Annotated in this window: 22 protein-coding genes and 1 tRNA gene; 10 read left to right on the top strand and 13 right to left on the bottom strand. The window is 53.9% G+C overall.

The window, feature by feature from the left end; translation table 11 throughout:
- Positions 1-21: 21 nt before the first annotated feature.
- The 3 genes from der to RDM37_RS06150 form a co-directional block, all read right to left on the bottom strand.
- Positions 22-1332, bottom strand: coding sequence for a ribosome biogenesis GTPase Der (gene der / locus RDM37_RS06160; protein ID WP_298887151.1), 1311 nt, complete (start codon positions 1330-1332; stop codon positions 22-24).
- Between the two features lie 74 nt (positions 1333-1406).
- Complete coding sequence (era, locus tag RDM37_RS06155) at positions 1407-2327, bottom strand: GTPase Era (RefSeq protein ID WP_296950983.1); 921 nt, start codon at positions 2325-2327, stop codon at positions 1407-1409.
- On the bottom strand, positions 2299-3321 hold the full coding sequence (locus RDM37_RS06150) for a beta-ketoacyl-ACP synthase III (protein WP_299367114.1): 1023 nt from the start codon (positions 3319-3321) through the stop codon (positions 2299-2301). The genes era and RDM37_RS06150 overlap by 29 nt, the downstream gene beginning before the upstream one ends.
- Before the next feature lie 649 nt (positions 3322-3970).
- Between RDM37_RS06150 and RDM37_RS06145 the strand changes: the two genes are divergently transcribed.
- The 6 genes from RDM37_RS06145 to RDM37_RS06120 are packed head-to-tail and all read left to right on the top strand — an operon-like array spanning position 3971 to position 8928.
- Positions 3971-4987, top strand: a complete 1017-nt coding sequence (locus RDM37_RS06145; protein WP_299367117.1) for an aspartate-semialdehyde dehydrogenase — start codon at positions 3971-3973, stop codon at positions 4985-4987.
- A 23-nt stretch (positions 4988-5010) separates the two neighbouring features.
- Positions 5011-5580, top strand: a complete 570-nt coding sequence (locus tag RDM37_RS06140) for a DUF5063 domain-containing protein (protein ID WP_308555922.1) — start codon at positions 5011-5013, stop codon at positions 5578-5580.
- Between the two features lie 17 nt (positions 5581-5597).
- A complete protein-coding gene (locus tag RDM37_RS06135; protein ID WP_293964795.1) occupies positions 5598-6218 on the top strand; it encodes a 3'-5' exonuclease in 621 nt (206 codons plus the stop codon).
- Positions 6219-6255: 37 nt separating this feature from the next.
- A complete protein-coding gene (locus tag RDM37_RS06130; protein WP_308555920.1) occupies positions 6256-7476 on the top strand; it encodes a class I SAM-dependent rRNA methyltransferase in 1221 nt (406 codons plus the stop codon).
- A gap of 3 nt (positions 7477-7479) precedes the next feature.
- The gene (locus RDM37_RS06125) at positions 7480-8490 is read left to right on the top strand and encodes a tetratricopeptide repeat protein (protein WP_308555918.1); all 1011 of its coding nucleotides are present in this window, start codon (positions 7480-7482) and stop codon (positions 8488-8490) included.
- Positions 8491-8529: 39 nt separating this feature from the next.
- Positions 8530-8928 (top strand): OsmC family protein, encoded by a 399-nt coding sequence (locus RDM37_RS06120; RefSeq protein WP_308555916.1) that lies wholly within the window; start codon positions 8530-8532, stop codon positions 8926-8928.
- A 93-nt stretch (positions 8929-9021) separates the two neighbouring features.
- Here RDM37_RS06120 and RDM37_RS06115 read toward each other — a convergent pair whose 3' ends face one another.
- Entirely contained in the window at positions 9022-11595 is a 2574-nt protein-coding gene (locus RDM37_RS06115; protein WP_308555914.1) for an adenosylcobalamin-dependent ribonucleoside-diphosphate reductase, read from the bottom strand.
- Positions 11596-12175: 580 nt separating this feature from the next.
- On the opposite strand from RDM37_RS06115, the gene RDM37_RS06110 reads away from it, so the two are divergent.
- On the top strand, positions 12176-12748 hold the full coding sequence (locus RDM37_RS06110; protein ID WP_297117015.1) for a DUF4252 domain-containing protein: 573 nt from the start codon (positions 12176-12178) through the stop codon (positions 12746-12748).
- Between the two features lie 290 nt (positions 12749-13038).
- Here RDM37_RS06110 and RDM37_RS06105 read toward each other — a convergent pair whose 3' ends face one another.
- The 9 genes from RDM37_RS06105 to rdgB form a co-directional block, all read right to left on the bottom strand.
- The gene (locus RDM37_RS06105) at positions 13039-14223 is read right to left on the bottom strand and encodes a universal stress protein (RefSeq protein WP_308555911.1); all 1185 of its coding nucleotides are present in this window, start codon (positions 14221-14223) and stop codon (positions 13039-13041) included.
- 120 nt (positions 14224-14343) lie between these two features.
- The gene (locus RDM37_RS06100) at positions 14344-14604 is read right to left on the bottom strand and encodes a DNA-binding protein (protein WP_298887121.1); all 261 of its coding nucleotides are present in this window, start codon (positions 14602-14604) and stop codon (positions 14344-14346) included.
- A gap of 95 nt (positions 14605-14699) precedes the next feature.
- The gene (locus RDM37_RS06095; RefSeq protein ID WP_308555908.1) at positions 14700-16646 is read right to left on the bottom strand and encodes a glycoside hydrolase domain-containing protein; all 1947 of its coding nucleotides are present in this window, start codon (positions 16644-16646) and stop codon (positions 14700-14702) included.
- A complete protein-coding gene (locus RDM37_RS06090) occupies positions 16643-16933 on the bottom strand; it encodes a DciA family protein (protein ID WP_308555906.1) in 291 nt (96 codons plus the stop codon). Before RDM37_RS06090 ends, RDM37_RS06095 begins: the two co-directional genes overlap by 4 nt.
- A gap of 121 nt (positions 16934-17054) precedes the next feature.
- Positions 17055-17138 (bottom strand) — tRNA-Leu (locus tag RDM37_RS06085).
- 42 nt (positions 17139-17180) lie between these two features.
- Positions 17181-17534, bottom strand: coding sequence for a hypothetical protein (locus RDM37_RS06080; protein ID WP_308555904.1), 354 nt, complete (start codon positions 17532-17534; stop codon positions 17181-17183).
- A 102-nt stretch (positions 17535-17636) separates the two neighbouring features.
- Positions 17637-19043, bottom strand: coding sequence for a C1 family peptidase (locus tag RDM37_RS06075; protein WP_308555902.1), 1407 nt, complete (start codon positions 19041-19043; stop codon positions 17637-17639).
- Between the two features lie 17 nt (positions 19044-19060).
- The gene (locus RDM37_RS06070) at positions 19061-21397 is read right to left on the bottom strand and encodes a hypothetical protein (protein ID WP_308555900.1); all 2337 of its coding nucleotides are present in this window, start codon (positions 21395-21397) and stop codon (positions 19061-19063) included.
- Complete coding sequence (gene rdgB / locus RDM37_RS06065; RefSeq protein ID WP_308555898.1) at positions 21394-21984, bottom strand: RdgB/HAM1 family non-canonical purine NTP pyrophosphatase; 591 nt, start codon at positions 21982-21984, stop codon at positions 21394-21396. The genes RDM37_RS06070 and rdgB overlap by 4 nt, the downstream gene beginning before the upstream one ends.
- Positions 21985-22029: 45 nt before the next feature.
- Between rdgB and RDM37_RS06060 the strand changes: the two genes are divergently transcribed.
- Genes RDM37_RS06060 through RDM37_RS06050 form a run of 3 tightly spaced genes read left to right on the top strand, consistent with a single transcriptional unit; the run spans position 22030 to position 23959 of the window.
- On the top strand, positions 22030-22431 hold the full coding sequence (locus RDM37_RS06060; protein WP_293964769.1) for an MmcQ/YjbR family DNA-binding protein: 402 nt from the start codon (positions 22030-22032) through the stop codon (positions 22429-22431).
- On the top strand, positions 22412-23161 hold the full coding sequence (locus RDM37_RS06055; RefSeq protein WP_308555896.1) for a biotin--[acetyl-CoA-carboxylase] ligase: 750 nt from the start codon (positions 22412-22414) through the stop codon (positions 23159-23161). Before RDM37_RS06060 ends, RDM37_RS06055 begins: the two co-directional genes overlap by 20 nt.
- A gap of 9 nt (positions 23162-23170) precedes the next feature.
- Positions 23171-23959, top strand: coding sequence for an RNA methyltransferase (locus tag RDM37_RS06050; protein WP_308555894.1), 789 nt, complete (start codon positions 23171-23173; stop codon positions 23957-23959).
- The last annotated feature ends 180 nt before the right edge of the window (positions 23960-24139 follow it).

The raw sequence follows: 24139 nt of genomic DNA, 5'->3' as shown, positions 1-24139 counted from the left end.
AGTAGGTGGTGAAGAGGAGGGTTACTTCTCTCTGAGGAAGATGTTGATGGGAGTACCGCAGAAGTCCCAGTTCTTACGAATTTGATTTTCGAGAAAACGCTTGTACGGCTCGCGTACCCATTGGGGCAGGTTCGCATAAAAAGCAAAAGACGGGACCGCCGTGGGGAGCTGCTGTACGAATTTGATCTTGATGTACTTACCCTTGATGGAGGGTGGTGGAGTCTTCTCGATGAGTGGGAGTAGCACTTGGTTGAGCTGGTGCGTCGGGATGCGTGTCGAGCGCATATCGTAGACATGCTGCGCCGTCTCGATCACCTTCAGGATGCGCTGCTTATTGAGCGCTGAGATAAAGAGGATGGGGAAGTCGGTAAAGGGGGCAAACCGCGCACGGATCGCCTCCTCCATAGTACGCTGCACGGGCATGCTCTTGTCCTCGACGAGGTCCCACTTATTGACGCAGACGACCAGCCCCTTGTTGTTGCGCTGGATCACCCGAAAGATGTTGGCGTCTTGAGCCTCTATACCTCTCGTAGCATCGATCAGCATGATGCACACATCGGCATTTTCGATAGCACGGATGGCACGGATCACCGAGTAGTACTCGAGGTCTTCGTTGACCTTACCTTTCTTGCGGATGCCCGCTGTATCAACGAGGTAGAAGTGCTGGTTGAACTTATCGTACTCCGCAAAGATGCTGTCACGCGTCGTGCCCGAGCGGTCGGTGACGATGTTGCGCTCCTCGCCGATGAGAGCGTTCAGGAGCGAAGACTTACCCGCATTCGGTCTGCCCACGATCGCAAAGCGAGGCAGCTCGAGGAGAGGCTCATGATTGCCCTCCTTAGGGAGTAGCTCTAAGATATGGTCTAGGAGATCGCCCGTCGAGGAGCCGTTGATCGCAGAGATAGGGTAGGGGTCGCCAATGCCTAGGGAGTAAAACTCCGCCGCGTCGTTGTGCTGGGTGAAGTTGTCCGCCTTGTTGGCCACCAGTATGACCGGCTTGTTGGTCTGTCGGAGCATCAGAGCTATCTCGTCGTCTAGATCGGTCACACCGTTGAGTATGTCCACGACAAAGAGGATCAGGTCAGCCTCTTCGACTGCTATGCGCACCTGCTTATTGATCTCCTCCTCGAAGACATCATCGCTGCGCAAGACCCATCCGCCCGTGTCTACAATCGAAAAGGTACGCTCGCACCAAGTGACGTGGCCGTACTGTCGGTCACGTGTCGTACCCGCCTCCTCAGTGACGATTGCTTGGCGGGAGCGGGTCAGACGGTTGAAGAGGGTACTCTTGCCCACGTTGGGGCGTCCTACGATGGCTACTAGATTACTCATAGCTTGATATCTCTTATAGACTATGTCAGTCTGCTTAGTATATAAATAGGTGCGTCAAAAAAGCAGCTCAGCGGCTAGATGTCATAGCCGAACTGTGTCAATGCTTGATCGCTCTGACGCCAATCCTTATCCACACGGACTAATAGTGTCAGGTGGATATGCTTGTCAAAGAATCGCTCTAGATCCTTTCGTGCGGAGATGCCGAGACGCTTGATAGCGGAGCCTTTGTGCCCGATGATGATCCCTTTTTGCGACTCACGCTCCACGAGGATTACGCAGCGCATGTCGATCCGGTCGGGACTCTCGACAAACTCCTCCACGACGACCTCCACGGCGTATGGCACCTCTTGGTGATAGTACTGGAGAGCCTTCTCGCGGATGATCTCCGAGACGAAGAAGCGTGCTGGCCGATCGGTCAGAGCGTCCTGCTCGAAGTAAGGCGGCGACACGGGGAGTAGCTCCTCGATGCGCTTCTTGAGCGGAGCTAGGTTAAACTGCCTCAGAGCCGATACGGGAATAATCTCCGCCTGTGGGATGATGCCGTGCCAGTAGTCGACCAGCTCCTCCAGATGCTTCTGGTCAGTCAGGTCTACCTTATTAATGACAATGATAATCGGGCAGGAGAGTCGCTGCACACGCTCCACGAAGTCGTGATGCTTGTCGCGCTCCTCCATCGTGTCGGTGACGTAGAGTAGCAGGTCGGCATCCTCTAGAGCCTGCTCCGAGTAAGCACGCATGCGCTCCTGCAACTTGTAGCTAGGCTGTAGCACACCAGGCGTATCACTATAGACCACCTGCATCTGTTCGCTATTGACGATGCCCAGGATGCGGTGCCGCGTCGTCTGCGCCTTGCTCGTGATAATCGAGATGCGCTCTCCGACCAGGTAGTTCATCAGCGTCGACTTACCCACATTGGGGTTGCCGACGATGCTCACGAAGCCGCTCTTGTAGCCCTCTGGCAAGGGTTTACCGGCGAGGTGCTGTAGCTCCGTCATAGCCCCAAACTAGATAGACTGCTCCCCACGTGTATCCTGCACCAAAGGAGCTTAGAATGAGCTTGTCGCCCTTCTTGAGCTTAGACTCATACTCCCAAAGGCAGATAGGTATCGTCGCGGAGGATATATTGCCATACTTCTGAATGGTGACCATCACCTTGTCCATCGGCACATCGGTGTACTCCGAGACCGCCTGGATGATACGCATATTAGCTTGGTGAGGTACGACCCAAGCGACATCGTCGTTGGTCAGATGATTGCGCTTCATCACCTCACGACTCACGCGAGCCATGTCGAGGACCGCATTCTTAAAGACATGCTGCCCCTCCTGATAGACAAAGTGCTCACGCCGTGCGACCGTCTCCGCCGTGGCAGGACTAGCCGATCCGCCCGACTTCATGATCAGGTGCGAGCGACCATTGCCGTCGGTCTTAAAGAGGGCATCCTGCACGCCTAGCGAAGTATCTTCCGTACGCTCCAGGAGGACGCATCCCGAGCCATCGCCAAAGAGCGGACTCGTCTGGCGGTCGGTGTAGTCGATTGCTGCGGACATCTTCTCCGTAGCTACCACAATTAGTCGCTTATACTGCCCTGAGCGAATGTAGTTGGCACCCGTCTCTAGCGCGTAGAGCCAGCTCGGGCAGGCCGAGTTGATATCAAAGGTAAAAGCGTGTCGGCAACCAGTCTCAAAGGCTACGATCGAAGAGGTCGAGGGGAAGTGATAGTCGGCCGTATTGGTCGCTAGTATGATACCCTCCACGGAGAGCGGGTCTATATCCCATCGCTCCAACATCTGGCGAACAGCTTGGATAGCTAGGTAGGATGCGCCGAGGCTCTTGTCCTTGAGTATGCGGCGCTCCTTGATGCCTACACGTGTCATAATCCACTCGTCGGTGGTGTCGACCATCTGCTCTAGGTCGGCATTAGTCAGTCGATCCTCTGGTAGGTAAGCACCTACGGCAGTGATCATCGCATTGTATTGGGTCGAAATCATGTACTGTTTGGAACTACTCGGAAATGGTATTCGCTCGCTAAGGTAATAAAAATCGACTAACGAACGTACATTTGGCTCGAAAGATCTCAGTCGTTCCTCGCGCAGAATGACTCGATAGTTAGACTTAGTCGCTTGTTTATCAGGGGGATGCTGCTGCGTCGTCTCCTCTAGTCGGACAAGCATCTCGGTGGGTGGTGGCAGTCCTTCCGAGGGTGCTTCCGATTTTCTTCCTTGGAAAGAAAGTTTTCCAGCGTTGGAAATTTACTTTTCCTACCTTGGAAATTTTGAATTCCTACCTAGGAACCGAAAAGTTCCTCCGTTGGAACCGAAAAGTTCCTCCGCTGGAACTCGAAAGTTCCTCCGTTGGAACTAAAAAGTTCCAAGAGGGGAACTCTTTTTGGAACTCGTATGTGTAATGTACTCAGCCCGATACGGACAATGTGGAGGAGGGAAGTGCTCGATGGTGACTCACAGATAGCGGTTAGCAGGCTGTCGTCCCTATAAATTGCACTTTAGGGATTTGCAGAATTGCGTAGGGTATTTTTTGCCGATTGGTGCAGATTGGGTACTTTTGCACTGAAGCTGGAGACAACTCTCTGAGCTTACGATCGTATAGACCTTAATTCTAACTTTACAGAACGATAACGATATGAAGATAGCAATAGTAGGTGCCAGTGGAGCTGTGGGGCGTGAATTCCTACGTCTCTTAGAGCATCGAGACTTCCCGATTGATGAGCTACGACTCTTTGGCTCGTCTCGCAGTGCCGGCAGTGAGATCATTTTCCGTGGTAAGGAATACAAGATAAAGCTCCTAGCCCAAAACGATGACTTTAAGGACATTGACATCGCTTTTGTCTCTGCTGGAGGGCAGACGGCTCTAGACTTCGCCAGTACGATCACGAAGCATGGTGCTCTGATGATCGACAATTCGAGTGCCTTCCGTATGGATCCTGATGTGCCACTCGTCGTACCCGAGGTCAATGGAGCTGATGCGCTAAACCCTGCCAAGCGGATCATCGCCAACCCGAACTGCAGCACGATCCAGATGATCGTGGCACTGGCTCCGATCCACGCGCTGAGCCCGATAGAGCGTGTGCATGTGGCTACCTACCAGGCTGCTAGCGGTGCGGGTCACGATGCGATGCTAGAGCTGGAGGGGCAGGTGCGTGACCAAGCGTTGGGCAAGCCACTACAGACGAAGGCTTTTGGCAATCAACTCCTATACAATCTCATCCCTCAGATCGACGTCTTTACGGACAATGACTACACAAAGGAGGAGATGAAGATGTATAATGAGACCTGCAAGATCCTGCACGACGATGAGATACGCGTCAGTGCTACCTGCGTACGCGTCCCCGTGCTGCGTGCTCACAGCGAGGCTATCTGGGTGAAGTGCGCTGATCCGCTTACGGTCGAAGAGGTACGCGAGGCAATGTCAAAGCAGAAGGGACTACTCCTGATGGATGATCCCGCCAAGCGTAGCTATCCGATGCCTCTACACTGCTCTATGCAGGAGCCAGTCTACGTAGGTCGCCTGAGGGCTGACCTCGCCGAGCCAGGCTGTGTCACCTTCTGGTGCGTGGCTGATCAGATTATGAAGGGTGCTGCGCTCAATGCTATTCAGATTGCTGAGTACCTGATTCAGGAGGGTGCTTTTGCTAAGTAAAGCCTTGATCCATTAGAGTGAACATGGAGCAAACGACCGAGAGCAATCCGCAGGAGCTCGTCGCCTTCCTCACGCTGTGCAAGGACTACTGCGCGCTCATAGAGCATGCGTCCGAGTATAGTCGGGCGGACTTTGTACAGCGTACGTACGGCTACCTCCCAGAGATCTTTAGCTACTTATCGCAGATGCCAGCGACCTCTACGGAGGAGCTGGAGGAGTGGCTCACGGGCTACACGCAGGTGATCTCAGATGAGACGGTGAGCTACTACGAGGAGCAGGTGCGTGCGCTACTGGGCGAGGAACTAGATCTCTTCCTCCACTATCCTGTGGGTATAGCGCAAGATGGTGAGCTACAGCCGGAGCGACTCTCACGCCTCTTGGTACTGATCTACCGTGAGCTGGGTACGCCACTGCTGGTGCTTAGAGAGGATGCTGGCGAGCTACTCGTTGCGACGCTCTCGATACTGCAATACGCTTTTGACACGTACCTGGGAGATGCGCTCCTCTCCGCCCTGCGCGTGCTACACTATCACAAGCATGCCGAGGGGATAGAGGAGGACACTGACCACTGGGCTACAGAAAGCATACAATAATAATAGAGTAAACAATCGTGCTGTCATCAATTACTAAAGAGGAGATAGGCAAACTAGCCAAAGCCACCTTCACCGGTGAAATCGTTGTCGTGGACTCGCTCCCGCAAGTGGAGTCTGCCGTAGCAGCTCTAGAGCAATGTGCTATAATCGGTATGGACACGGAGTCTAAGCCTGTCTTCAAGAAGTATGAGCGTCAGTCTGTAGCACTTGTTCAGCTATCGAGCGAGAGTTGCTGCTACCTCTTTAGGATCAACAAAATAGGCATTCCGCCTCGGCTACAAGGACTACTAGAGCGTGAAGACATACTCAAGGTGGGACTAGATCTCTGCGGGGATCGGAGACAGTTGAGGAGGTTTTCGCCAGAGTTACATCCACAAGGCTTCGTAGACCTGCAGCGACTTACCCCAGCCTACGGCATCCATGACTTGGGGCTGCAGAAGATTTATGCGATACTCTTCGGGGAGAAGATTAGCAAGCGTGCCCAGCTGACCAACTGGGAGGCGGCTACGCTAACGCCTGCTCAGCAGAGCTACGCTGCGCTAGATGCATACGCTTGTCTCCGCATCTATCATCGTCTAGAGTCGGAGCCGATGCCACTGCTGCACCACTTCGGGCTCTGCCCTGAGCAGCCTTCCTAAGACTTTACCACAAGAGCTACAACCTACCACCACCCCTATGTACCAGTTATACCTCAAGCCTCACCGTGAGGAGCCACTCCTCCGGCATCATCCATGGGTCTTCTCGGGCGCACTGCAGCGCACCAAGGAGAGCATACCGCTAGGATCGACAGTGACTATCTTCAACCACGATGGCTCGCAGCAATTGGGGCAGGGAGTCTACGAGGGCGGGACGATAGCCGTCCGCATGCTGACCTTCGGCGAGGAGGAGATAGGGGAGTGGCGTGCCTTTTTTACCACACGTCTGAGCCAAGCGCATCAGCTGCGCAAGACGCTTCTCCAGAGCCAAGACGGTAGGCAGACAGACTGCTGGCGCTTGTGTTACGGCGAGAGCGACTTCATACCAGGGCTAGTCATCGACATCTATCGAGAGGTGGCGGTAATACAGATACATGCGCTGAGTCTCTACCCGCTACGTCAGTTGATCGCTGAGGTGCTGTGCGAGCTGCCAGAGCTAGGCGTGCACTACGTCTACGACAAGTCTGTCGAGACGCTCCCAGCGCAGACACCTAGCGACTGGATTATGCCAAATGGCTACCTAGGCAAGGCTCCCTCGGCAGAGTACGACCGGACGGTGCAGGAGTACGGCTACAGCTTCTTGCCAGACTGGGAGCGGGGGCAAAAGACCGGCTTCTTCGTGGACCAGCGTGATAACCGGCGTCTTGTCGAGTCGTACGCTCGAGGTCGTAACGTCCTCAACATCTGCTGCTACTCGGGTGGCTTCTCCGTCTACGCTCTCGGAGGGGGTGCCCAGCGTGTCGTCTCGATAGACAGCTCGGCACGAGCTATCTCACTCTGCGAGGAGAGTGTGGCGATCAACTTCTCTTCTGACCCGGAGACGCTCCAGAGACACGAGGCGGTCGTGGCTGATGCTTTTGACTACCTATCTGCGATCGAGACGGGAGCCTACGACCTGATCGTCCTGGATCCACCTGCCTTTGTCAAGCAGCGCAACCATAAGCAGCAAGGGCTGGGAGGGTATCGACGATTAAACGAATTAGCACTCAGAGCGATCTCCCGTGGTGGACTGCTCTTCACCTTTAGCTGCTCGCAAGCTGTCACGATGGAGGAGTTTACCCTAGCAGTGATGACGGCTGCCACACTTGCGGGGCGAGAGGTGCGCATCCTCAAGCGTTTGGGACAGAGTCCCTGTCATCCGATCAACATCTTTTACCCAGAGGGGGAGTATCTCAAGGGGCTGCTCCTCTATGTCTCTTGATCCATGTCGCCTAAGCCCAAAGAGCCTACCTCAGACCTACTATCGCCACAGACGACTAGTGCCGTGGCTGGTGGTATCGACTGCGAGCAGCTCTTTGCCTTGATGACGCAACAGCTCACGCTAGTCGTTGACACAAGACGCTCAGGCAAGCTTTATAGCCTTCTGCAGAAAGAACTAGAGACCCCAACCGACAATCTTAAGTACCTTCAGACAGAGGGACTACACTGGCTACACCGTGCGGCTCGTCACGACTCGCTCCCAGCGATTGACTACCTAGTTAAGCTCTATCAGCCACATGCCGACAGGGTCGCACAGACCTGTCTGAGACGCTACCTGCGCCAGCGAGTCGCATTGCGGGGAAATGTGGAGGATCTCTATGCTCTGGCACTACACTTGACAAGCCCACAGACGGGACTGAGGAAGAACTACCGAGAGGCGAGCGACTGCCTGCGCATGGCTATACAGCTAGGGCATCCGAAGTCTCATCTCCTCTTAGCGCAAATGTATCAGCGAGGCTTGGGCGTGGTGCGTAGTCACGAGCAGTATCTCTATCATCTAGAGACGGCTGCCGAGGCGGGCCTTGTGGAGGCGCAGATAGCACTCGCTAGGGATTATGCGCAGGGTGGGCTCTTCGTTCAGATGGATCGGGTGGAGTACTGGCTCACGGCAGCCTTTAGGCAAGACGCTCCCGAAGCGTGCTATCTGCTAGGCAAGCTGTGGTATCACCAAGATGGAGACTGCTATAGCTCGCGTGTCGTCTCCCTATGGGAGCGAGCTGCCGAGGCGGGTATTCCCGAGGCGTGCTATGAGATAGGGCGGATGCTCCTGACAGATCCGCTACAACCCGATCGCCGTACGGAGGCTATCCGCTACTTGTGCCAGGCAGCGCAGGGCGGTGTCTTCCTGGCCAATCAGCTACTCTATCGACATCATTACGACGCCAGTGGACGCTACATCGGTATGCTTCGTGAGTCCCTCTCGGAGTATGTCGCTGAGGAGCAGATGCTCTTTTGATCCTAAGGAAGTCTCACTTTAATAAACGAACAAACGAATATGAAAACGCACTTAGTCAAGCAGGGAGCTTATCTCTCGCAAATCGATAATCAACGAGGCAGCAGCGTAACGGTCGACCTCCCCGTCGCTTCTGGCGGTACGGATCAGGGTCCCACTGCCTTCGAGCTCCTCGCCATGTCGCTCAATGGTTGCATCGCAACGATCTTTACTACGATGGCTGAGAAGAAGCGCCTCACCATCGAGCATCTAGAGATAGATCTTGAAGCAAAGACCACAGAGGGTGAGATGGACGCGATCGACTACACGCTACGAGTCAAGACGACCGCCACGGATCAGGAGCTGGAGAAGTGCCTTGAGCTGACCGAGAAGGTCTGCCCCGTAGGGCGACTCTTCCATCGTGCTGGTGTCCCCTTCACCCATCGCATCGAGCGCATGTAAGGAGCGCACGTTTTCCCCCTACCAGCTAAAGCAAAACCCCACCATTGTGTCACACAATGGTGGGGTTTTCCGATGTTTAGTGCTTATCTGTGGCTAGCCACACTTTGAGGAGCCGCAGTTGGTGCAGATGAGGCAACCCTCCTGATAGACCAGCGTGTGCTGTCCGCAGTTAGAGCAGGCGGCAGATACGGCTGTACCGCTAGGGAGGTAACTCTTGAGAGCACGAGCCACACCGTTCTTCCAGGTGTTGATACTCTCATCATTGAGCTCCATGCCCTGGACAAGGTTGATGACCTGATCTATTGGCATCTGGTAGCGGAGGACGCCTGAGATGAGCTTAGCGTAGTTCCAGTACTCGGGGTTGAACTTTGTGTCTAGACCCTCTACCGTGGTCTTAAAGCCACGCTTGTTGTGGAACTGGAAGTCGTAGTGCTTCGTGCCGTCTTCGTCGTAGCTGCGGATGATCTTACCCTTCGTCACGCTCTTGGGGAGCATGATACCCTCGTCATCGTCAGCGATACCTGTGAAGACCTCGTAAGGCTTACCATCGAGCAAACCGACGAAGGCGATCCACTTCTCCTTATTGTTCTGAAAGCGCACGATATCCGCATCTAGTACCTTGGGACGCTTGTGTACAGTCTGAGACATAGGTGCCGGCTCTACGGGGATCTCCGCAGCAGCCTCTTGCTCCTCCTTTGCTTGCTTCTCTTTCTTTTGCTGCTCCTCCGAGATGAGCACGCCTGAGCGGGAACCCTCACGATATACGGTGCAACCCTTGCAGCCAGCCTTCCACGCCTCAATGTAAAGCGTAGCCACCATCTCCTGAGAGATGTCGGAGGGGAGGTTGATCGTCACGCTGATGCTGTGATCCACCCATTGCTGTATGCGTCCTTGCATCTTGACTTTGGCGACCCAGTCCACATCGTTGGCGGTAGCCTTGTGATAGGGCGACTTAGCGACCAGCTCTTGCAGCTCTTCGTGCGAATAGTTCTTCTTGGGGTCGTAGCCATTGGTCTTCATCCAGGTGAGGAAGTTGTGGTGGTAGACCGTGTACTCCTCAAAGGTGTCTCCCGTCTCGTCGGTGTAGTCCACCTTGACGTTCTTGTCGTTAGGATTGACCTTACGTCTGCGCTTGTAGACAGGCATAAAGACCGGCTCGATACCTGACGAAGTCTGCGTCATAAGGCTCGTCGAGCCCGTAGGAGCGATCGTCAGCATCGCTATATTACGACGGCCGAACTTCTTCATCTCCTCATAGAGCTTTGGATCAGCCTTGGCAACGCGCTGGATAAAGGGATTGTCCTTCTCACGCTCTGTGTCATAGAGATCAAAGGCTCCACGCTCCTTAGCCAACTGTACCGAGCTAGCGTAAGCTGATAGACAGAGCGTCTTCTGCACCTCCTCTGCAAAGCTGATAGCCTCGTCCGAGCCGTAGCGCATGCCCATCGCAGCGAGCATATCGCCCTCGGCGGTGATGCCGACGCCCGTACGACGTCCGAGGAGGGTCTTGCGCTTGATCTTGCGCCACAGCTCACGCTCAGCCGCTTTGACCTCTTCGGTCTCTGTATCTGCGGCGATCTTCATGAGGATCGCATCGATCTTCTCTGCCTCCAGGTCAATGATATCATCCATGATGCGAAGTGCCTTGGCAACGTGATCACGGAAGAGATCAAAGTCAAACGAAGCCTTTGCCGTAAAGGGGTTGCGCACATAGCTGTAGAGGTTGATCGCCAGCAGACGGCAACTATCGTACGGACAGAGGGGTATCTCACCGCAGGGGTTGGTCGAGATAGTCTTGAAGCCTAGATCCGCGTAGCAGTCAGGTACAGACTCGCGGATGATGGTGTCCCAAAAGAGCACCCCAGGCTCAGCACTCCGCCAAGCGTTGTAGATGATTTTGTCCCATAGCTGGCGCGCCTGAATGGTGCGGGTGAACTTAGGCTCCTTCGAGTGTATAGGATAGGTCTGCACATACTCCTTGTCATCTACGACTGCCTGCATAAAGGCATCGTCGATGCGTACTGAGACGTTGGCACCTGTTACCTTACCCTCGGTCATCTTAGCATCGATAAAGGACTCGCTGTCAGGGTGATTGATCGATACCGTGAGCATGAGCGCACCACGACGACCATCTTGTGCTACCTCACGCGTCGAGTTGGAGTAGCGCTCCATAAAGGGTACTAAGCCCGTAGAGGTTAGGGCGGAGTTCTTGACGGGCGAACCCTTAGGACGAATGTGCGACAGGTCGTGCCCCACGCCACCACGGCGCTTCATCAGCTGTACCTGCTCCTCGTCGATGCGGATGATGCCACCGTACGAGTCTGGCTCACCGTCTAGGCCGATGACAAAGCAGTTTGAGAGGGAGGCAATCTGGTAGTTATTGCCAATGCCGGTCATCGGGCTGCCCTGAGGCACGATATAGCGGAAGTGATCCATCAGATCTGTCAGCTCACTCTCAGAGAGCGGGTTTGGGTAGTTGTGCTCTATGCGGACCAGCTCCCGAGCTATGCGCTGATGCATGTCGCGAGGGGTCTGCTCGTAGATGTTGCCGTAGCTGTCCTTGAGGGCGTACTTGGTCACCCACACTTTGGCGGCCAGCTCATCACCACCAAAGTACTCTAACGTGGCTTGATAAGCCTCATCAAAGGAATATGTCTTTTGCTTCACTGGAATAGATGTATGAAGGGTTAGAAAAATAAGTCTGTTCAGAAGTCAAACTGTAGAGAAACTAAATTTGACTCTGCGAAATTCTTTGCAATATTACAACCAATAATTGACGTGGGCAAATAAATCAACTGGAAAAACATCGGTTGTTGAAAAGTTGTCCGAAATAAAATCGTATCTATCTCATATAAAGTAGTGTACAGAAAAGCCTAATGTCGACAAGTTGACCGTTTTGAAAACTCTCATTGGAGGAAAGCTGTACGATGCTGGCGTAAATGGTTGACTCTCTGACCCAAGAGAGTCATTTCATTAGGGCATCTGGATCTCCCCCTCGAGATAATCTCGATCCAGCTCAGCCGTGTGGTCGATTTCTCTCATGAGGATTTACTTGAGAGTCTACAGAGGCTTCTAGCTTCACAGTTTAGCCTCTCCATTTCGTGGTTCGCATTTTTAAGAACCTTTGCAACATTTCGATCTCATGTTCGTCTATCATATAGTAACGCCTACAGGGCTTATGACAATGCTGCTGTGGCACGATCTGAAATAGTTGTAGACTAATTATTTATCAACCCGATATTCTTATATGAAACGAATCTCTTTACCCCTGTTGTCTAAACTGGTAGCTATGCTACTGGTGCTGACCGTAACGCTAGGTGCTATGGCACAGACTAGCCCCTTCAAGTATGTAGATGCCAAGGCGCTACCCACGGCTGCGGATGGTGTGCAGATCTTCTCCTTCAATGAAAACATGCTGGATATGATCCCTATGGAGAGTATCATGAAGATGATCAAGGAGGATAGTAACTCCTCTGTCATGGCTAGCGTCAAGGCGCTCCTCAAGAAGCTGAAGTCTCTCGATGTATACATCGCCTCAACGCCTGAGACTATCGACAAGCTGCAGAAGGCGTTTGCCCCGATGCTGACGCCTGGACTGCATCGCTCTATCAAGCCACTGCTTACGGTCAACCAATCAGAAGATAATCTCAAGGTGCAGATCGTCTCTCGAGAGTCTGGCATCTGGTGCTGGCGCAAGTGTCCAGAGCTACTCATCTCTGTCCAGGATGGAGATGAGTACTATGTAGTCGGTCTGACGGGCGACTTTACTCCGAAGGACATCCAGAAGCTCGTCTCCTCAGCTTTTCCCTCAGACAAGTAACCCAATCGTAGCGGCTGAACCCGACATATAAAGAGAGCTCCGCAAGTCCACGTAGACTTACGGAGCTCTTCTTGTAGTTGTCTATCTTCTTCCTTTAGCTGAGACTGTTGCGAAAGTCAACAGTCTCACAATCTTGTTTGCAAGATTGTCCTGACTTTGCAGAAAGGATGAAGCGCAAGGCGCTGAGGGTGAGGTCTGAAGGGAGCATACCTCCGTATGTGACCGAAGCCGAATCCCGAAAGCAACACAGCGATTCGCCTTTATGCAACAGTCTCTTAGCTAGGAGAGCTTTATCGTGATGAGTTGCTGTGCATCACAAGGATAGGTGTCCCTGTGTGGAAGAGCATACGTCGTGCCATGGTCGGGTTGAAGAGCTTGGCGAGTACACGGCGCTTGTAGGTATTGACCACAATCAGCTCGATTTGATGCTCTGAGACGAAATCCTCTAGAGCCGCATAGAGCTCACCCTCGCTGAGCTTGGTCCACTCGATGTGTGCATTGGGGTACTGCTGCTTATTGTACTCCTGTATAGCTTGTAGCTGTACGTCTCCCCACTTGCCCTCAGAGCGTGACACATTAAAGAGTCTATACTCAGGCTCTAGGGGTGCCATCAGCAGCATCATCTGATTAAAGAGTACTAAGTCTCGCTGGTCGAAGCTGGTCGCTACGCCTACATGCTTGACCTGCATGAGATCATCTATGACAACCTTCTCGGGAACCACCAAGACAGGAGCTTGTGCACGATCAATGATCTCGGCAGCGACACTACCGACGATGTAGTCACTATCTTCGGTCTTGCCTCGTGTACCCATGATGATGATGGCTGGGAGGTTGCGTTTAGCGTAGCGTAGTATCTCATCGGCTGGTATGCCGTCACGGATGGTGGTGCGGTAGGTGACCTCTGGGAGGGTGCCCTCAGCCATCTTGGCATCGATCTCTTTGGTCAGATCGTTCATCTGCTGCTCAGCTCTTTTAGCCTCTTGGTTAGAAGCTGCTTGGATCTGAGGTAGGAGTGCTGTGAAGTCGCCATAAGGGAAGTTCATCTGTGGCAACGTCCCCGTATACACGTGCATGAGTAGTACGTGTAGCTGGCGGCGTGCTGCAAAGTGGAAGCCTAGCTTGACTATCTTGTCCGTGTAGACGCTGAAGTCGACAGGGATGAGGACATATCCTTTGTATGCAGCGACGTGAGCTGTATCTGGCGATTCGCTAGCTAGGTCTGACTTCTCCTGTAGGACATCGTATGCCTCGTCTAGATCCCACTTGAGATCCTCTATATAGGCTAGTGCCCGAGGTAGGTCACGCTCTGCGATGCGCACACGTACGCCCGTTGAGAAGACAGGCTGTACAGTATTTACGTTGTGTAGTGTAGCTGGTATCCCTTGGCTTTGGAGTAGGCTCTGGAGTATCTGCGCCTTCTCGTAGGTGTGTATAGCTACAGTCACCAGCTTGGACTGGTCTTTGTCTTGTGGCATAGATGTAGTGATAATGGTGGATATGAGTGGAGTGCCGATGAGTCTCGACAATCCGATGATAAGGTCATAGAGGAGCAGTCAGTGACTGGTAGGCCACTGACTGCTGCGAGCTTTTCTTGCTTAGAGGACAGGCTCCTCTCCTATGATGGTACGTGCCTGATTGAGGATGGTGTTGTCATCGATGACCACGACCCCACCGTCGGGACCTGCCTCGATGTGCACTCCTGCACCACGGCCCTCCTCATAGTTGGCTCCGCCGAAGTAGTTTCTGACAGTGTCTACGCGGAGTCCTAGTTGCTCTGCGATCTTGTGCATAGAGCCATCGGGTAGGCTATCCTTGATGCGACGCAGTTCGTTGAATGAGATTGTTTCCTTTGCCATAACTGTATGTACTTAATGATTTGTATGTGTTTCCTTAATCCGCTACTAACTTACAACATTTTTGCTACATGTGCAAGTAGTGCGAGAAGAAAGTATCAATTGTCAGTATCGGAGAGAAACATGGAGATGGTTCCTCCGCTGGCTATCTGGCTGTGTTTGACCCAGTAGACGGTACGAGGTCGCCCTCCGATGGTGAGGTCTGAGATGTACTTATTGACTTGAGAGGCTCCCTGCGCTTTGATCGTGAGATGGCGCCCGCCACCCATATTGATGTTGATCTCGTTGAAGGAAGGTGCGACGATCGAGTACCCATTGATGCCAGGTGCTACAGGATATAAGCCCATCATGGCAAAGACAAGCGATGCGCTGAGAGAGCCGTAGTCATCAGGACCAGGGTAGCCGAAGGAGCCTACCCCAAAGAAGTAGTCGATGGTGTGGCGTACGAACTTCTGCGCATCGTGTGGACGACCCATCAGGTTGTAGGTAAAGAGGAAGGCAAAGAGGTCGGGGTCTACATTGAGCGAGTGTAGCGAAATGCTGAAGAGACTATCTATATTGATCTGCCCCTCTGGTAGTAGTACAGGAGTAGCATCGCTGGGGTGATCCAAGATCGAGGCGACTTGCTGTGCCGTCAGTCGGCCTGGTGCTGGAGGGTAGGTATCGCTAAGCTCTGCGTACTCTCTCGCTAGGGCGGTGTAGCCGATACTATTGGCTAGCTGCGAGAGACACCAGAGCTTGTAGCCCGAACGTCGCTCAGGTTCGGCGTCGATGGCGATGCGCAGCACCTCAAAGGCTTGCTTGATGTCTTGGTCGAGGAGGCCCTTGGCAAGCGCATCGGTCAGTAGGAAGAGAAGCGGCGACTCCTCTGTGTAGACCACACTGCCTAGGTCGAGCGTCTCTAGGAGCCGTCCTCCGGAGTCACGTATAGCACGCAGATATGACACAATGATCTCCTCCATCATATCTGGCTCATGGAGCATCAGTAGGGGGTAGTTGGTCTCGTAGGTGTATATTAGGTCATCTTGGCTGTACTGCGTGATCCCCTCATCGCTATGCACCGAGTCATCGATAGGCGAGTAGTACTGCCCATCTTCGGAGATGCTCACGGGCCATAGGTGCGAGCGGTACAGTGCGGTGTAAAACTTACGCATGTTTACCTCTGTACCGCCAGAGACCTCCACTTGGCGCAGCGTCTTCTGCCATTCGTTGCGTGCCGCCTTGACCAGTGGCGAGTATTCGAAGCTCTGGATCTGCGTGGTTAAGTTTCGCTTAGCTTGCTCGCAACTGATGAGAGATATAGCGTACTTGGCGACGATCCGCTTGTTTGGCTTCTGTAGCTGTAAGGTGAGGCGCTCATAGGTGGTGTCGCTGGGGGATATGCTACTCGTCATCTGCTCTATATTCGTGTTGAGCTGCAGGTAGAGGTAGATGCGTGTCGGAGAGGTGCCGCCGTAAGCGACCTCAGCGGCGATGGCGTCATCGGCCACTTGCTCCCACGTAGTCGAGTCACGGCGGTCTATATATAAGGAGAGCTGACGTGAGTCACTGCCGTTGTAATCACGTGAGGAGAGATCATAGAGACCACTCATAGAGGTGAGCGAAAAGTCCACATTGACCTGTAGCTCATCGAGGTATAGGTGGTAGCTGTATGGGGTGATCTCCTGAAAGTCGAAGCTCAGTCTCCCCGAGGGGTCTTGATTCGTATGGGCACTCTCGGGGATTAGGTAAAAGAGCGGGCGACCATCGATGTCAGGTGTGTAGAGTGGCAGCCCCTTGATACGAGCCGACCGCAAGCTCTCTTTGAATGGAATGATGCGCAGTAGGCTATGCGGGAGCTGTACGATGGGAAATATCTCCTCGCTATGCTCGGCATCCCACGTACCCTGATGCACATCGACATAGTCTACGAGGAGGGGGGCAGAGCTGAAGACGCCCTCTCGGACTTTGCTACAACCTGTACTGAGGAGTAGCGGAAGCATTAGTAATGTGGTCAGGAGCGACTGTCGGGTCGTGTAAAAGGAGTAAGCGAGTCTCTGCTTCATCGGATTATGATTTCGTCTATAAGGTCGTACTGTAGGTGCTCATTGATCTGCTCTATGAGCTGCTGCTGCGTGAGCCGTATCTCTTGTCTCAGACTGGCCGAGGTGATGCGCATCTGCAGTGTGTGGTCTGAGATCGATAGCTCACGTATCTGTCTTCTGAGTGGGTAGAAGCGTGTGCGCAGGTATTGGAGTGCTTTGAGCTCGAGGAGACCTTGGTCTACCTCTGGGCTCTCGGAGAGCCAGGATGATATGATTTCCCCTAGAGGCTTAGGATCTTTGCGCTGCATGTGAGTGGTCTATCGTTTGCTAAGTGCAAATATAAGAAGAAAGCTAGACTTTAGAGGTCAGAAATGAGAGAGCGAAGGCTAAGTGGTTGAGATGACCGCTTAGCCTTCGCTCTCGTTTGTGTGCCCAGAGCCGGGATCGAACCGGCACAGGTTTAACCCCATCGGTGTTTGAGACCGACGCGTCTACCAATTCCGCCATCTGGGCGATGTCTCTCGCTAGACGATTGCAAAGGTACGAAAAAAGAATTTAGAACCGCCAGTAGCGTAGGAAGGTGTATGGCTTCCTACGCTGGCGGTACTCAGGGTCGTCCTGATGGGCGTACGCCTCCTGCTCGAATGAGATAGAGCGGTAGGCACGCTCGGCATCGCGACAGATAGCGAGACGTACCAACCACTCTATGATATATATGAGGTAAAACGGGATCACCAGCAGCTCCACCATCTGACGGGTGTGGATACGCTCGTGACGTACGATGGTCTCTAGCCAGAGCGGGTCTGACAGATACTCCTCGGGTAGATCCTTGCGAACGAAGATAACTCCGAAGAGGTTGATAGCCGAGAAGCCCCTAAAGGGGATCCATCTACTATGCACGATCTTCATACCGCTCCTCTGCTTGTATCGTTTGTTACCTCAGCGAGACGATGCGCTAGAGCCGCTCATCTGATGATCTTAGGAGATGATGGTCGCTGTGCGACTACTCGATTACTCTTCGGCACGAAACATAGGACTCCACGGGGGAAGTAGCTTGGGCGTCTTGCCCTGGAGTGCCTTGGCACGTGGCGTGAGGTACTTCTTATTGACTACAAGACGGAAGGTGTATGCGTCAAACCATGCGTCCGTCATGATCAGATGTCCCTGGTGTCCAGAGGTAGCTCCCCAGCTGTTCTCGACCATCCACTTGGTGGGCTTGCCAGATTTGTCTAGGTCTACCGCTACGAGGGTCATAGCGTGTGTGGAGCCACTGTCAAAGGATGCGATGCGCTCGCCCTTTGTCATAGTCATCGGGACGCCCGTGATCGCCTCATAGTCATCGTAGCCGAGGGTGAGTAGGCCAGACTCTTTATTGAGTTCCTTGCCTACGTCGCAAGAGTAGTACATCATATTGCCATCCTTGAGGGAGGCGATGGCCATCTCTTTGATCTCCTCCATGGGGAGGTTGATGTAGGTCCAGTCCTTGCCGTCCCAAGCGTGGCGGTCATACTCGATGGCGTAGGTCTCGTAGTAGGGCTGCGAGGGATCGTTCATGATCATCACGTAGTCGTCCTTGAGGTTGACTCCGACATGCTCTTGGTAGAAGCTTAGCGGGGTGTACTCCTTGGTTGAGAGTACCTTACCGTCGGCATCTCTGAGGGTATACTCAAAGGTGGTGGGAGGTGTGCCGAGGTTGAGGCATAGGAGACGATAGATGGCTTGTAGGGTAGTCTCCTTCTCCTTGCGCAGCTCTGCTAGTGTGGCTCCTTGCTGGGCTTTGCTGCGTAGCTCCACTCCGCCTTGACGGAGGAGCTTGGCTATGAGTGAGGAGAGGCGTGAGGTGTTGTTGCTACTGTAGGTCTCAGGCATCACGTCACTGGGCACGACACCATACTTGAGGAGGTTGTCCGAGATCCCGGTGAACTGCCCGCCGTCATTGATCGGGTGCTGGAAGAGCCACTCTACCTTGCGGTCGGTGATGGGGAGCGTGCGGGTCTCGAGGATGCCCTCGAGGAAGAGGTTGGCCTTCTCTAGCTGATCCCAAAAGAAGGAGTAGCAGTGGGAGAAGTAAAACTCTCCGAGGTTGTTGTCCTTGATAAACTGAGCACGTAGTACGTTGAAGCCGGTGAAGAGCCAGCAGCGACCAGATCTCTGCTGATCGGTAATCCCCTTCGTAGGTACTCGGTAGGTGAAGTGGTCATCGGGCGGTGTCGCGAGCTCAGCATTGGCGAGTACCATGCCGTTCTGTACGATACTGTTGTGCAGGGCTCGCTCAGCAGGGGCTTTTGGAGTAGCTTGCTGAAGCTTCTGCAGGAGCTCTGGTGTGATGGCTCCGTCCGTGCGATTGGTACTTTCACTCTGTGCTAGTAGCATGATGCTGGATAGTAGTAGGAGTAAGGGTAAGAGAAGTTTCTTCATAAAAGCGTATGTATAGATTATATGACGGCAAAGGGTATGGAGTAGCTGTGCTTGCCCTCGCTGTCTGATAGTAATGCGTGGTAAATGCCTGAGGGGTAACGCTCACCGCTCGGTAGGCGGGTCATGATGGTGAGCTCGCCTGTCCGTGCGACCTCCTGATAGATCAGATTGCCGGCACTATCTAGGATGCGTACTGTAGTACCTGCGGGGAGCTTGGAGAGCGTGACCTGGTCGGGATCTTCGGGGCGTACCGGGTTGGGATAGATGTAGACCTCTTTGCTCTGTGCAGACCAGTCGCTCGTCTGACCTATATATAAGGAGACAAGCCCCACTGAGGTTGCTATGTAGAGCTCTCCACGCTCCTTGTCGATGGCGAGAGAGAGTACGTCGTTGGTGAGGAGGGGACTATTGTCCTTGGTGTAGTGAGCTAGCAGCTGCGTGCCATCTGAGGAGAGGAGGTAAAGACCGTCTGACCCCGTGCCGCACCACTTATTGCCAAGCGCATCAATGGCGATAGCGGTGATGGGCATATTGTCGAGGACGTAGTAGAGGTTTGGCTCCTTGCCACCTACGGGTCTAGAGGCTAGCGGCGTGCTTTGCGAGATGAATGTACTCGGACTGGCAACGCTGATGGGCCCTTTGTCTGTAGCTATCCAGAGGCTGCCAGAGGGATCTAGAGCTAGGTCGTAGTAGTACTTGGCAGCGATCTCCTTGCCGGTGCGATCGACGAACTTAGTGACGAGGCGGTACTCATCGTCTGACTGATCCAGTGGCGTACCCTTGTCGTCAAAGATGAAGACGCCGTTATTGCCATCCGCACCTCGGTGGAATATGAGTAACCACTTGACACCATTGGGCAGAGCCAGCATAGGTCCGAAAGCATTGACCAGCTCTATATCTGGATATGAGATAGCTTTCATCGTGCCATCAGGAGTGCGCACCACGAGGGGGTTAGCGATGGTCCCTTGACCTTGAGCCATCCATAGGTTGCCTCTATGGTCGTAGCATAGCGAGCCGACACGGACGTTGTGTGCTGTGGGTGAGTCATCGTTCCAAGCTCTGACTAAGGGACTGTTCTCCGGTGTATAGCGATTGACGACCTGGCGACCCTGTATCTCATAGAGTCCCTCTCCCCAAGAACCGACGAAGTAATGGTCGGCATCATGCGGGTCGACGGCTATGGAGACGAGGTCGTAGACGGGGACGTAGTTGGTCTGCTCGACGATCTGCCAGTAGGTCCAGTTATCCCATCGCGGTGGGGTGTAGATCTGTATGTGACCAGGCTGCCAGTAAGCGTTGGTGCGACGCCCACCACTGACGGAGTAGAGCCTGCCATGCTGGTGTGTGAGGTAGAAGTGCTTGTTGACCTTCGGTGCATTGGCTTCGAGGACTAGCTTTTCGAGAGAGACTTTGCCGTCGCTGGCGGAGGCGAGGTCGGCTTTGTAAAGAGAGCCGCCCGCTGTGAACCAAAGCCTGTCCGGTGAGCTGTCGCCTGAGAGGCTCTGCAGACGGGCGGGGAGGTCGATGCGTATGCGCTCGCCACTAGCTCTCCATACGATGAGCGAGTCGGCTCCTGCGACCGCCACACCATCGGCTATCGGGAAGAGTCGCTCAGCCCAGCCGCTCTGCGCCATCGTCTGAGGGGTGGCACTGACCTGGGGTAGCGTAGAGCGATAGAGGGTGTGCAGGCTGTCTATGTACCAGAGTGAGCCGTCGGGTAGGGCACTGGCACTGATCATCTCCTTCTGTGGCAAGCCCTCGACGAGGCTCCACGAGGCGGGGTCTTGCAAGTTTTGCGAGAGGGTGCTCGAGCGCAGCCCTTCGCTGGTCAGCGCATAGAGCTTTTCGTCTAGAGCGAAAGCGTCTAGGACCTCTTTGCCTAGGAAGGCTGTGGCTGCGATCTGATGATTGCTGAGGTCTATCTGCATGAGTCCGAAGCGACCTGCAATGAAGGCGTAATCCTTATGATAGAAGATACGCGTGGCGGTCTTGTCGTTGAGGTTGCTATTGTCACTGATGCCTACTAGGTTGTAGATGCGATCACTGTAGATGAGGTCTATACGCCCCGATCTGTAGTAGACCGTGGTGACCTTGTGGCTAGGCGAGTAGCGGATCATCTCGGCATCAAGGTCGCTGATAGGCGTCAAGCCATCGAGCAGATGTATCTCATCGGGATGCTCTGGAGAGACGGTACCGATGACGCCCCCAGTGGTGAAGAGTACCTGCTCGGGCAGATCGGCCACAAGCTCTACATCACCTACGGCTAGATGCCACTGCCACAGCTGCTCCTGAGCTGCTAGCGGGAGGGTGCATAGAAGGAGCGGGAGGAGGAATAGGTATATGGGGGCTTTCATAGGCTGTGCTTGGTAAGATATGTGCGGAGCTGCTCTACAGCTCGTGTGCGATGGCTGATGGTGTTCTTCTCTTGTGGGCTCATCATGGCAAAGGTCTTGTCAAAGTCCTCTGGCACGAAGAGGCTGTCGTAGCCAAAGCCTTCGGAACCCTCCTCGTGGTCTATGATACGTCCCGCTACACGCCCCACGAAGTGGTGCTGCTCGCCCTGACTATCGATCAGTACGATGACACACTCGAAGTAAGCGCGCCACGGCTCGGGGTGTGAGGCTAAGGAGTCCAAAAGGTGCTTCCTATTAGCCACATCGTCACCATCACGACCGGCGTAGCGGGCTGAGTGCACGCCTGGGTCACCGCCTAGTGCCTCGACAAAGAGCCCCGTATCGTCCGCAATGCAAGGCTTGTGATAGAGGTCGTAGAGAGCTTGCGCCTTGATGGTGGCATTGCCTAGGAGCGTGGAGGCACTCTCTTCGGGAGCTGTGTAGTGACCTAGCGAAGAGGCCGAGCGCACCTCACAAGTCTCTCCGAGCATCGACTGGATCTCGAGGAGCTTGTGAGCATTGTGTGTGGCGAGGTAAAGGACTTTCATGTAACTTTGTGGAGGTTCTATAAGACTGATTACAAAAGTACTGAAATGAATGGGATAAGCCAAATAGATGAGCTCTGTCGCCAGTTGCCCTACTGCGAGGTGGATGCGCCGTTTGGTCCAGAGGTGGTGACCTACCGTCTGTCGCGACGCATCTTTGCGCTGCTATGGCTGGAGCATGACCCAGGCATGGTGTCGCTCAAGGTGAACCCTGACTTGATAGAGCCATTGCTAGACCGGCATAGCGACCTGCAGCCCGCCTTTCACCTCAATAAGAAGCACTGGATACAGCTGGAGCTACCGACTAGTGAGTCTGAGGCGTGGATCGCTCGGCTCCTACGTCACTCCTATGCGCAGGTGTGGCGCAAGCTCCCGAAGATCCAGCAGCGTCTCCTGCCTCTCGGAATAGACATCTACAACCAAGCACAGAATGAGCAAGATCTCCTTTGAGATAACCGAACTAGACCACCCCATAGAGAGCACCTACGACTACCTAGTCAAGCTCCTAAAGGAGAGGCCCGACCTCCCCTCGGGGACGGTCATACATACGGACTATCAGACGGCGGGGCGAGGACAGCTAAACAATAGCTGGTTTAGTAGTCCTCGGCTCAATGCACTCCCTTCGATTTACCTCCGTCTGCATCGACCTTTGCCGCAGATATGGTCTATCAGCGAGGCGACCGCCATAGCGGTTTATAAGAGCTACAAGGAGCAGCTTTCGAGCGAGGATACGATTGAGATCAAGTGGCCCAACGATATCTTCGTCAATGACCACAAGATCGCTGGCATCCTGATCTACAACGCTCTGGCCGAGGGCTCGGTCGCAGAGACGATCATCGGTATCGGCATGAATATCAACGAGGGAGCCTTCCCGCCTGAACTCCCGCAAGCGATCTCTTTGCGTCTCGTGACCGGGCAGACCCACGATGTGAAAGCTTTCCTCCGTCAGATGCTCCGTCATCTAGGGGAGCAGCTCGCTCGTCAAGACTATGCGGCACTGCATGCAGAGTACAACGACCTCCTCTATCAGCGAGGCATACCAGCTCGCTACCGTGATGTCGCCACCGAGGAGCCGTTTGAAGCAACGATCCAGGAGGTAAGCCCTCAGGGGCAGCTCGTCCTAACAACCACTACGGGGCAGGAGCGACGCTACGCCTTCAAGGAGATTGTATACCTATAATAGAAGAGTATGTCTGAGCGCACAAAGATAGAGCACCGCCCCCTCACCCATGCTGAGGTGAAGCTGATTAAAAGCTTGCAACTGGCGAAGTATCGTCGGCAGTCGAACCTCTTTATCGCTGAGGGCGAGAAGCTAATCGGCGAGATGCTTCCAGCTTATCGCTGCCAGCTACTAGTTGGTACAGAGGAGCTAGTCGAGCCTTTGCTAGAGCGATGCCCAGAGATCATTGCCGAGGCGGTGATCCTGCCTGATCCGAAGCAGATAGAGCGGGTGAGTGGACTGAAGAGTCCTCGTCCGCTATTGGCTCTTTGCGAGATCCCAATGGTAGAGGCTCCCCAAGCTATACAACAACCCACGCTCCTTCTAGACGATGTGCAGGACCCTGGCAATGTTGGGACACTGCTGCGCACTTGTGACTGGATGGGCATCAGACAGGTGCTCTGCACAGAGGGATGTGCAGACGTCTATGCGCCCAAGGTGCTGCAAGCGACTATGGGTGCTCTGGCTCGTGTACAAGTCTATCGCTATACCGATAGGACCGCTCTGCTCACGATGCTAACGCAGACGGAGATACCTGTGATAGGAACCTTCATCGATGGCGCACCGCTTCGTACGTTACGACTAGCACCTGAGCAACCTTATATATTGGTATTAGGCAATGAGGGTAATGGCATCTCGCCCGAGCTCTCAGCTCTAGTCTCTCAGCGAATTACGATCCCGTCGCCTGTCGATAGTCACTGCGAGTCGCTCAACGTGGCGGTCGCTGGTGCTATCGTTATGGCGCATCTGATCCTTTAGCTAGTCCTGGCTGGGAAAACTCGACGCCGGCTTGCAACAATAATTTAGAGCCGACTACACATCGTTACGGTGCCGTGTCGGGAAAAACTGATTTCCACGTGGATATTTCGAAATATCCAGGTGGAGAATTTTTATTTCCCAGGTAGGAAATAAAAAATTCCTCGGAGGAATCAAATGAAA

Origin of the sequence: uncultured Porphyromonas sp. (genome assembly GCF_902489635.1) — a bacterium.
GTDB lineage: Bacteria > Bacteroidota > Bacteroidia > Bacteroidales > Porphyromonadaceae > Porphyromonas.
The sequence above is the reverse complement of the archived record's forward strand: the minus strand, read 5'-3'. Positions and strand labels throughout refer to the sequence as shown.

What these genes read in the sequence shown, in the direction of transcription:
- RDM37_RS06090 (WP_308555906.1), bottom strand. Translation starts at nt 16,933, where the DNA reads ATGCAGCGCAAAGATCCTAAGCCTCTAGGGGAAATCATATCATCCTGG.
- RDM37_RS06050 (WP_308555894.1), top strand. Translation starts at nt 23,171, where the DNA reads ATGTCTGAGCGCACAAAGATAGAGCACCGCCCCCTCACCCATGCTGAG.
- RDM37_RS06105 (WP_308555911.1), bottom strand. Translation starts at nt 14,223, where the DNA reads ATGCCACAAGACAAAGACCAGTCCAAGCTGGTGACTGTAGCTATACAC.
- RDM37_RS06060 (WP_293964769.1), top strand. Translation starts at nt 22,030, where the DNA reads ATGAATGGGATAAGCCAAATAGATGAGCTCTGTCGCCAGTTGCCCTAC.
- RDM37_RS06145 (WP_299367117.1), top strand. Translation starts at nt 3,971, where the DNA reads ATGAAGATAGCAATAGTAGGTGCCAGTGGAGCTGTGGGGCGTGAATTC.
- RDM37_RS06130 (WP_308555920.1), top strand. Translation starts at nt 6,256, where the DNA reads ATGTACCAGTTATACCTCAAGCCTCACCGTGAGGAGCCACTCCTCCGG.
- RDM37_RS06055 (WP_308555896.1), top strand. Translation starts at nt 22,412, where the DNA reads ATGAGCAAGATCTCCTTTGAGATAACCGAACTAGACCACCCCATAGAG.
- RDM37_RS06120 (WP_308555916.1), top strand. Translation starts at nt 8,530, where the DNA reads ATGAAAACGCACTTAGTCAAGCAGGGAGCTTATCTCTCGCAAATCGAT.
- era (WP_296950983.1), bottom strand. Translation starts at nt 2,327, where the DNA reads ATGACGGAGCTACAGCACCTCGCCGGTAAACCCTTGCCAGAGGGCTAC.
- RDM37_RS06110 (WP_297117015.1), top strand. Translation starts at nt 12,176, where the DNA reads ATGAAACGAATCTCTTTACCCCTGTTGTCTAAACTGGTAGCTATGCTA.
- RDM37_RS06150 (WP_299367114.1), bottom strand. Translation starts at nt 3,321, where the DNA reads ATGATTTCGACCCAATACAATGCGATGATCACTGCCGTAGGTGCTTAC.
- RDM37_RS06140 (WP_308555922.1), top strand. Translation starts at nt 5,011, where the DNA reads ATGGAGCAAACGACCGAGAGCAATCCGCAGGAGCTCGTCGCCTTCCTC.
- RDM37_RS06100 (WP_298887121.1), bottom strand. Translation starts at nt 14,604, where the DNA reads ATGGCAAAGGAAACAATCTCATTCAACGAACTGCGTCGCATCAAGGAT.
- RDM37_RS06095 (WP_308555908.1), bottom strand. Translation starts at nt 16,646, where the DNA reads ATGAAGCAGAGACTCGCTTACTCCTTTTACACGACCCGACAGTCGCTC.
- RDM37_RS06075 (WP_308555902.1), bottom strand. Translation starts at nt 19,043, where the DNA reads ATGAAGAAACTTCTCTTACCCTTACTCCTACTACTATCCAGCATCATG.
- RDM37_RS06080 (WP_308555904.1), bottom strand. Translation starts at nt 17,534, where the DNA reads ATGAAGATCGTGCATAGTAGATGGATCCCCTTTAGGGGCTTCTCGGCT.
- RDM37_RS06070 (WP_308555900.1), bottom strand. Translation starts at nt 21,397, where the DNA reads ATGAAAGCCCCCATATACCTATTCCTCCTCCCGCTCCTTCTATGCACC.
- RDM37_RS06125 (WP_308555918.1), top strand. Translation starts at nt 7,480, where the DNA reads ATGTCGCCTAAGCCCAAAGAGCCTACCTCAGACCTACTATCGCCACAG.
- der (WP_298887151.1), bottom strand. Translation starts at nt 1,332, where the DNA reads ATGAGTAATCTAGTAGCCATCGTAGGACGCCCCAACGTGGGCAAGAGT.
- rdgB (WP_308555898.1), bottom strand. Translation starts at nt 21,984, where the DNA reads ATGAAAGTCCTTTACCTCGCCACACACAATGCTCACAAGCTCCTCGAG.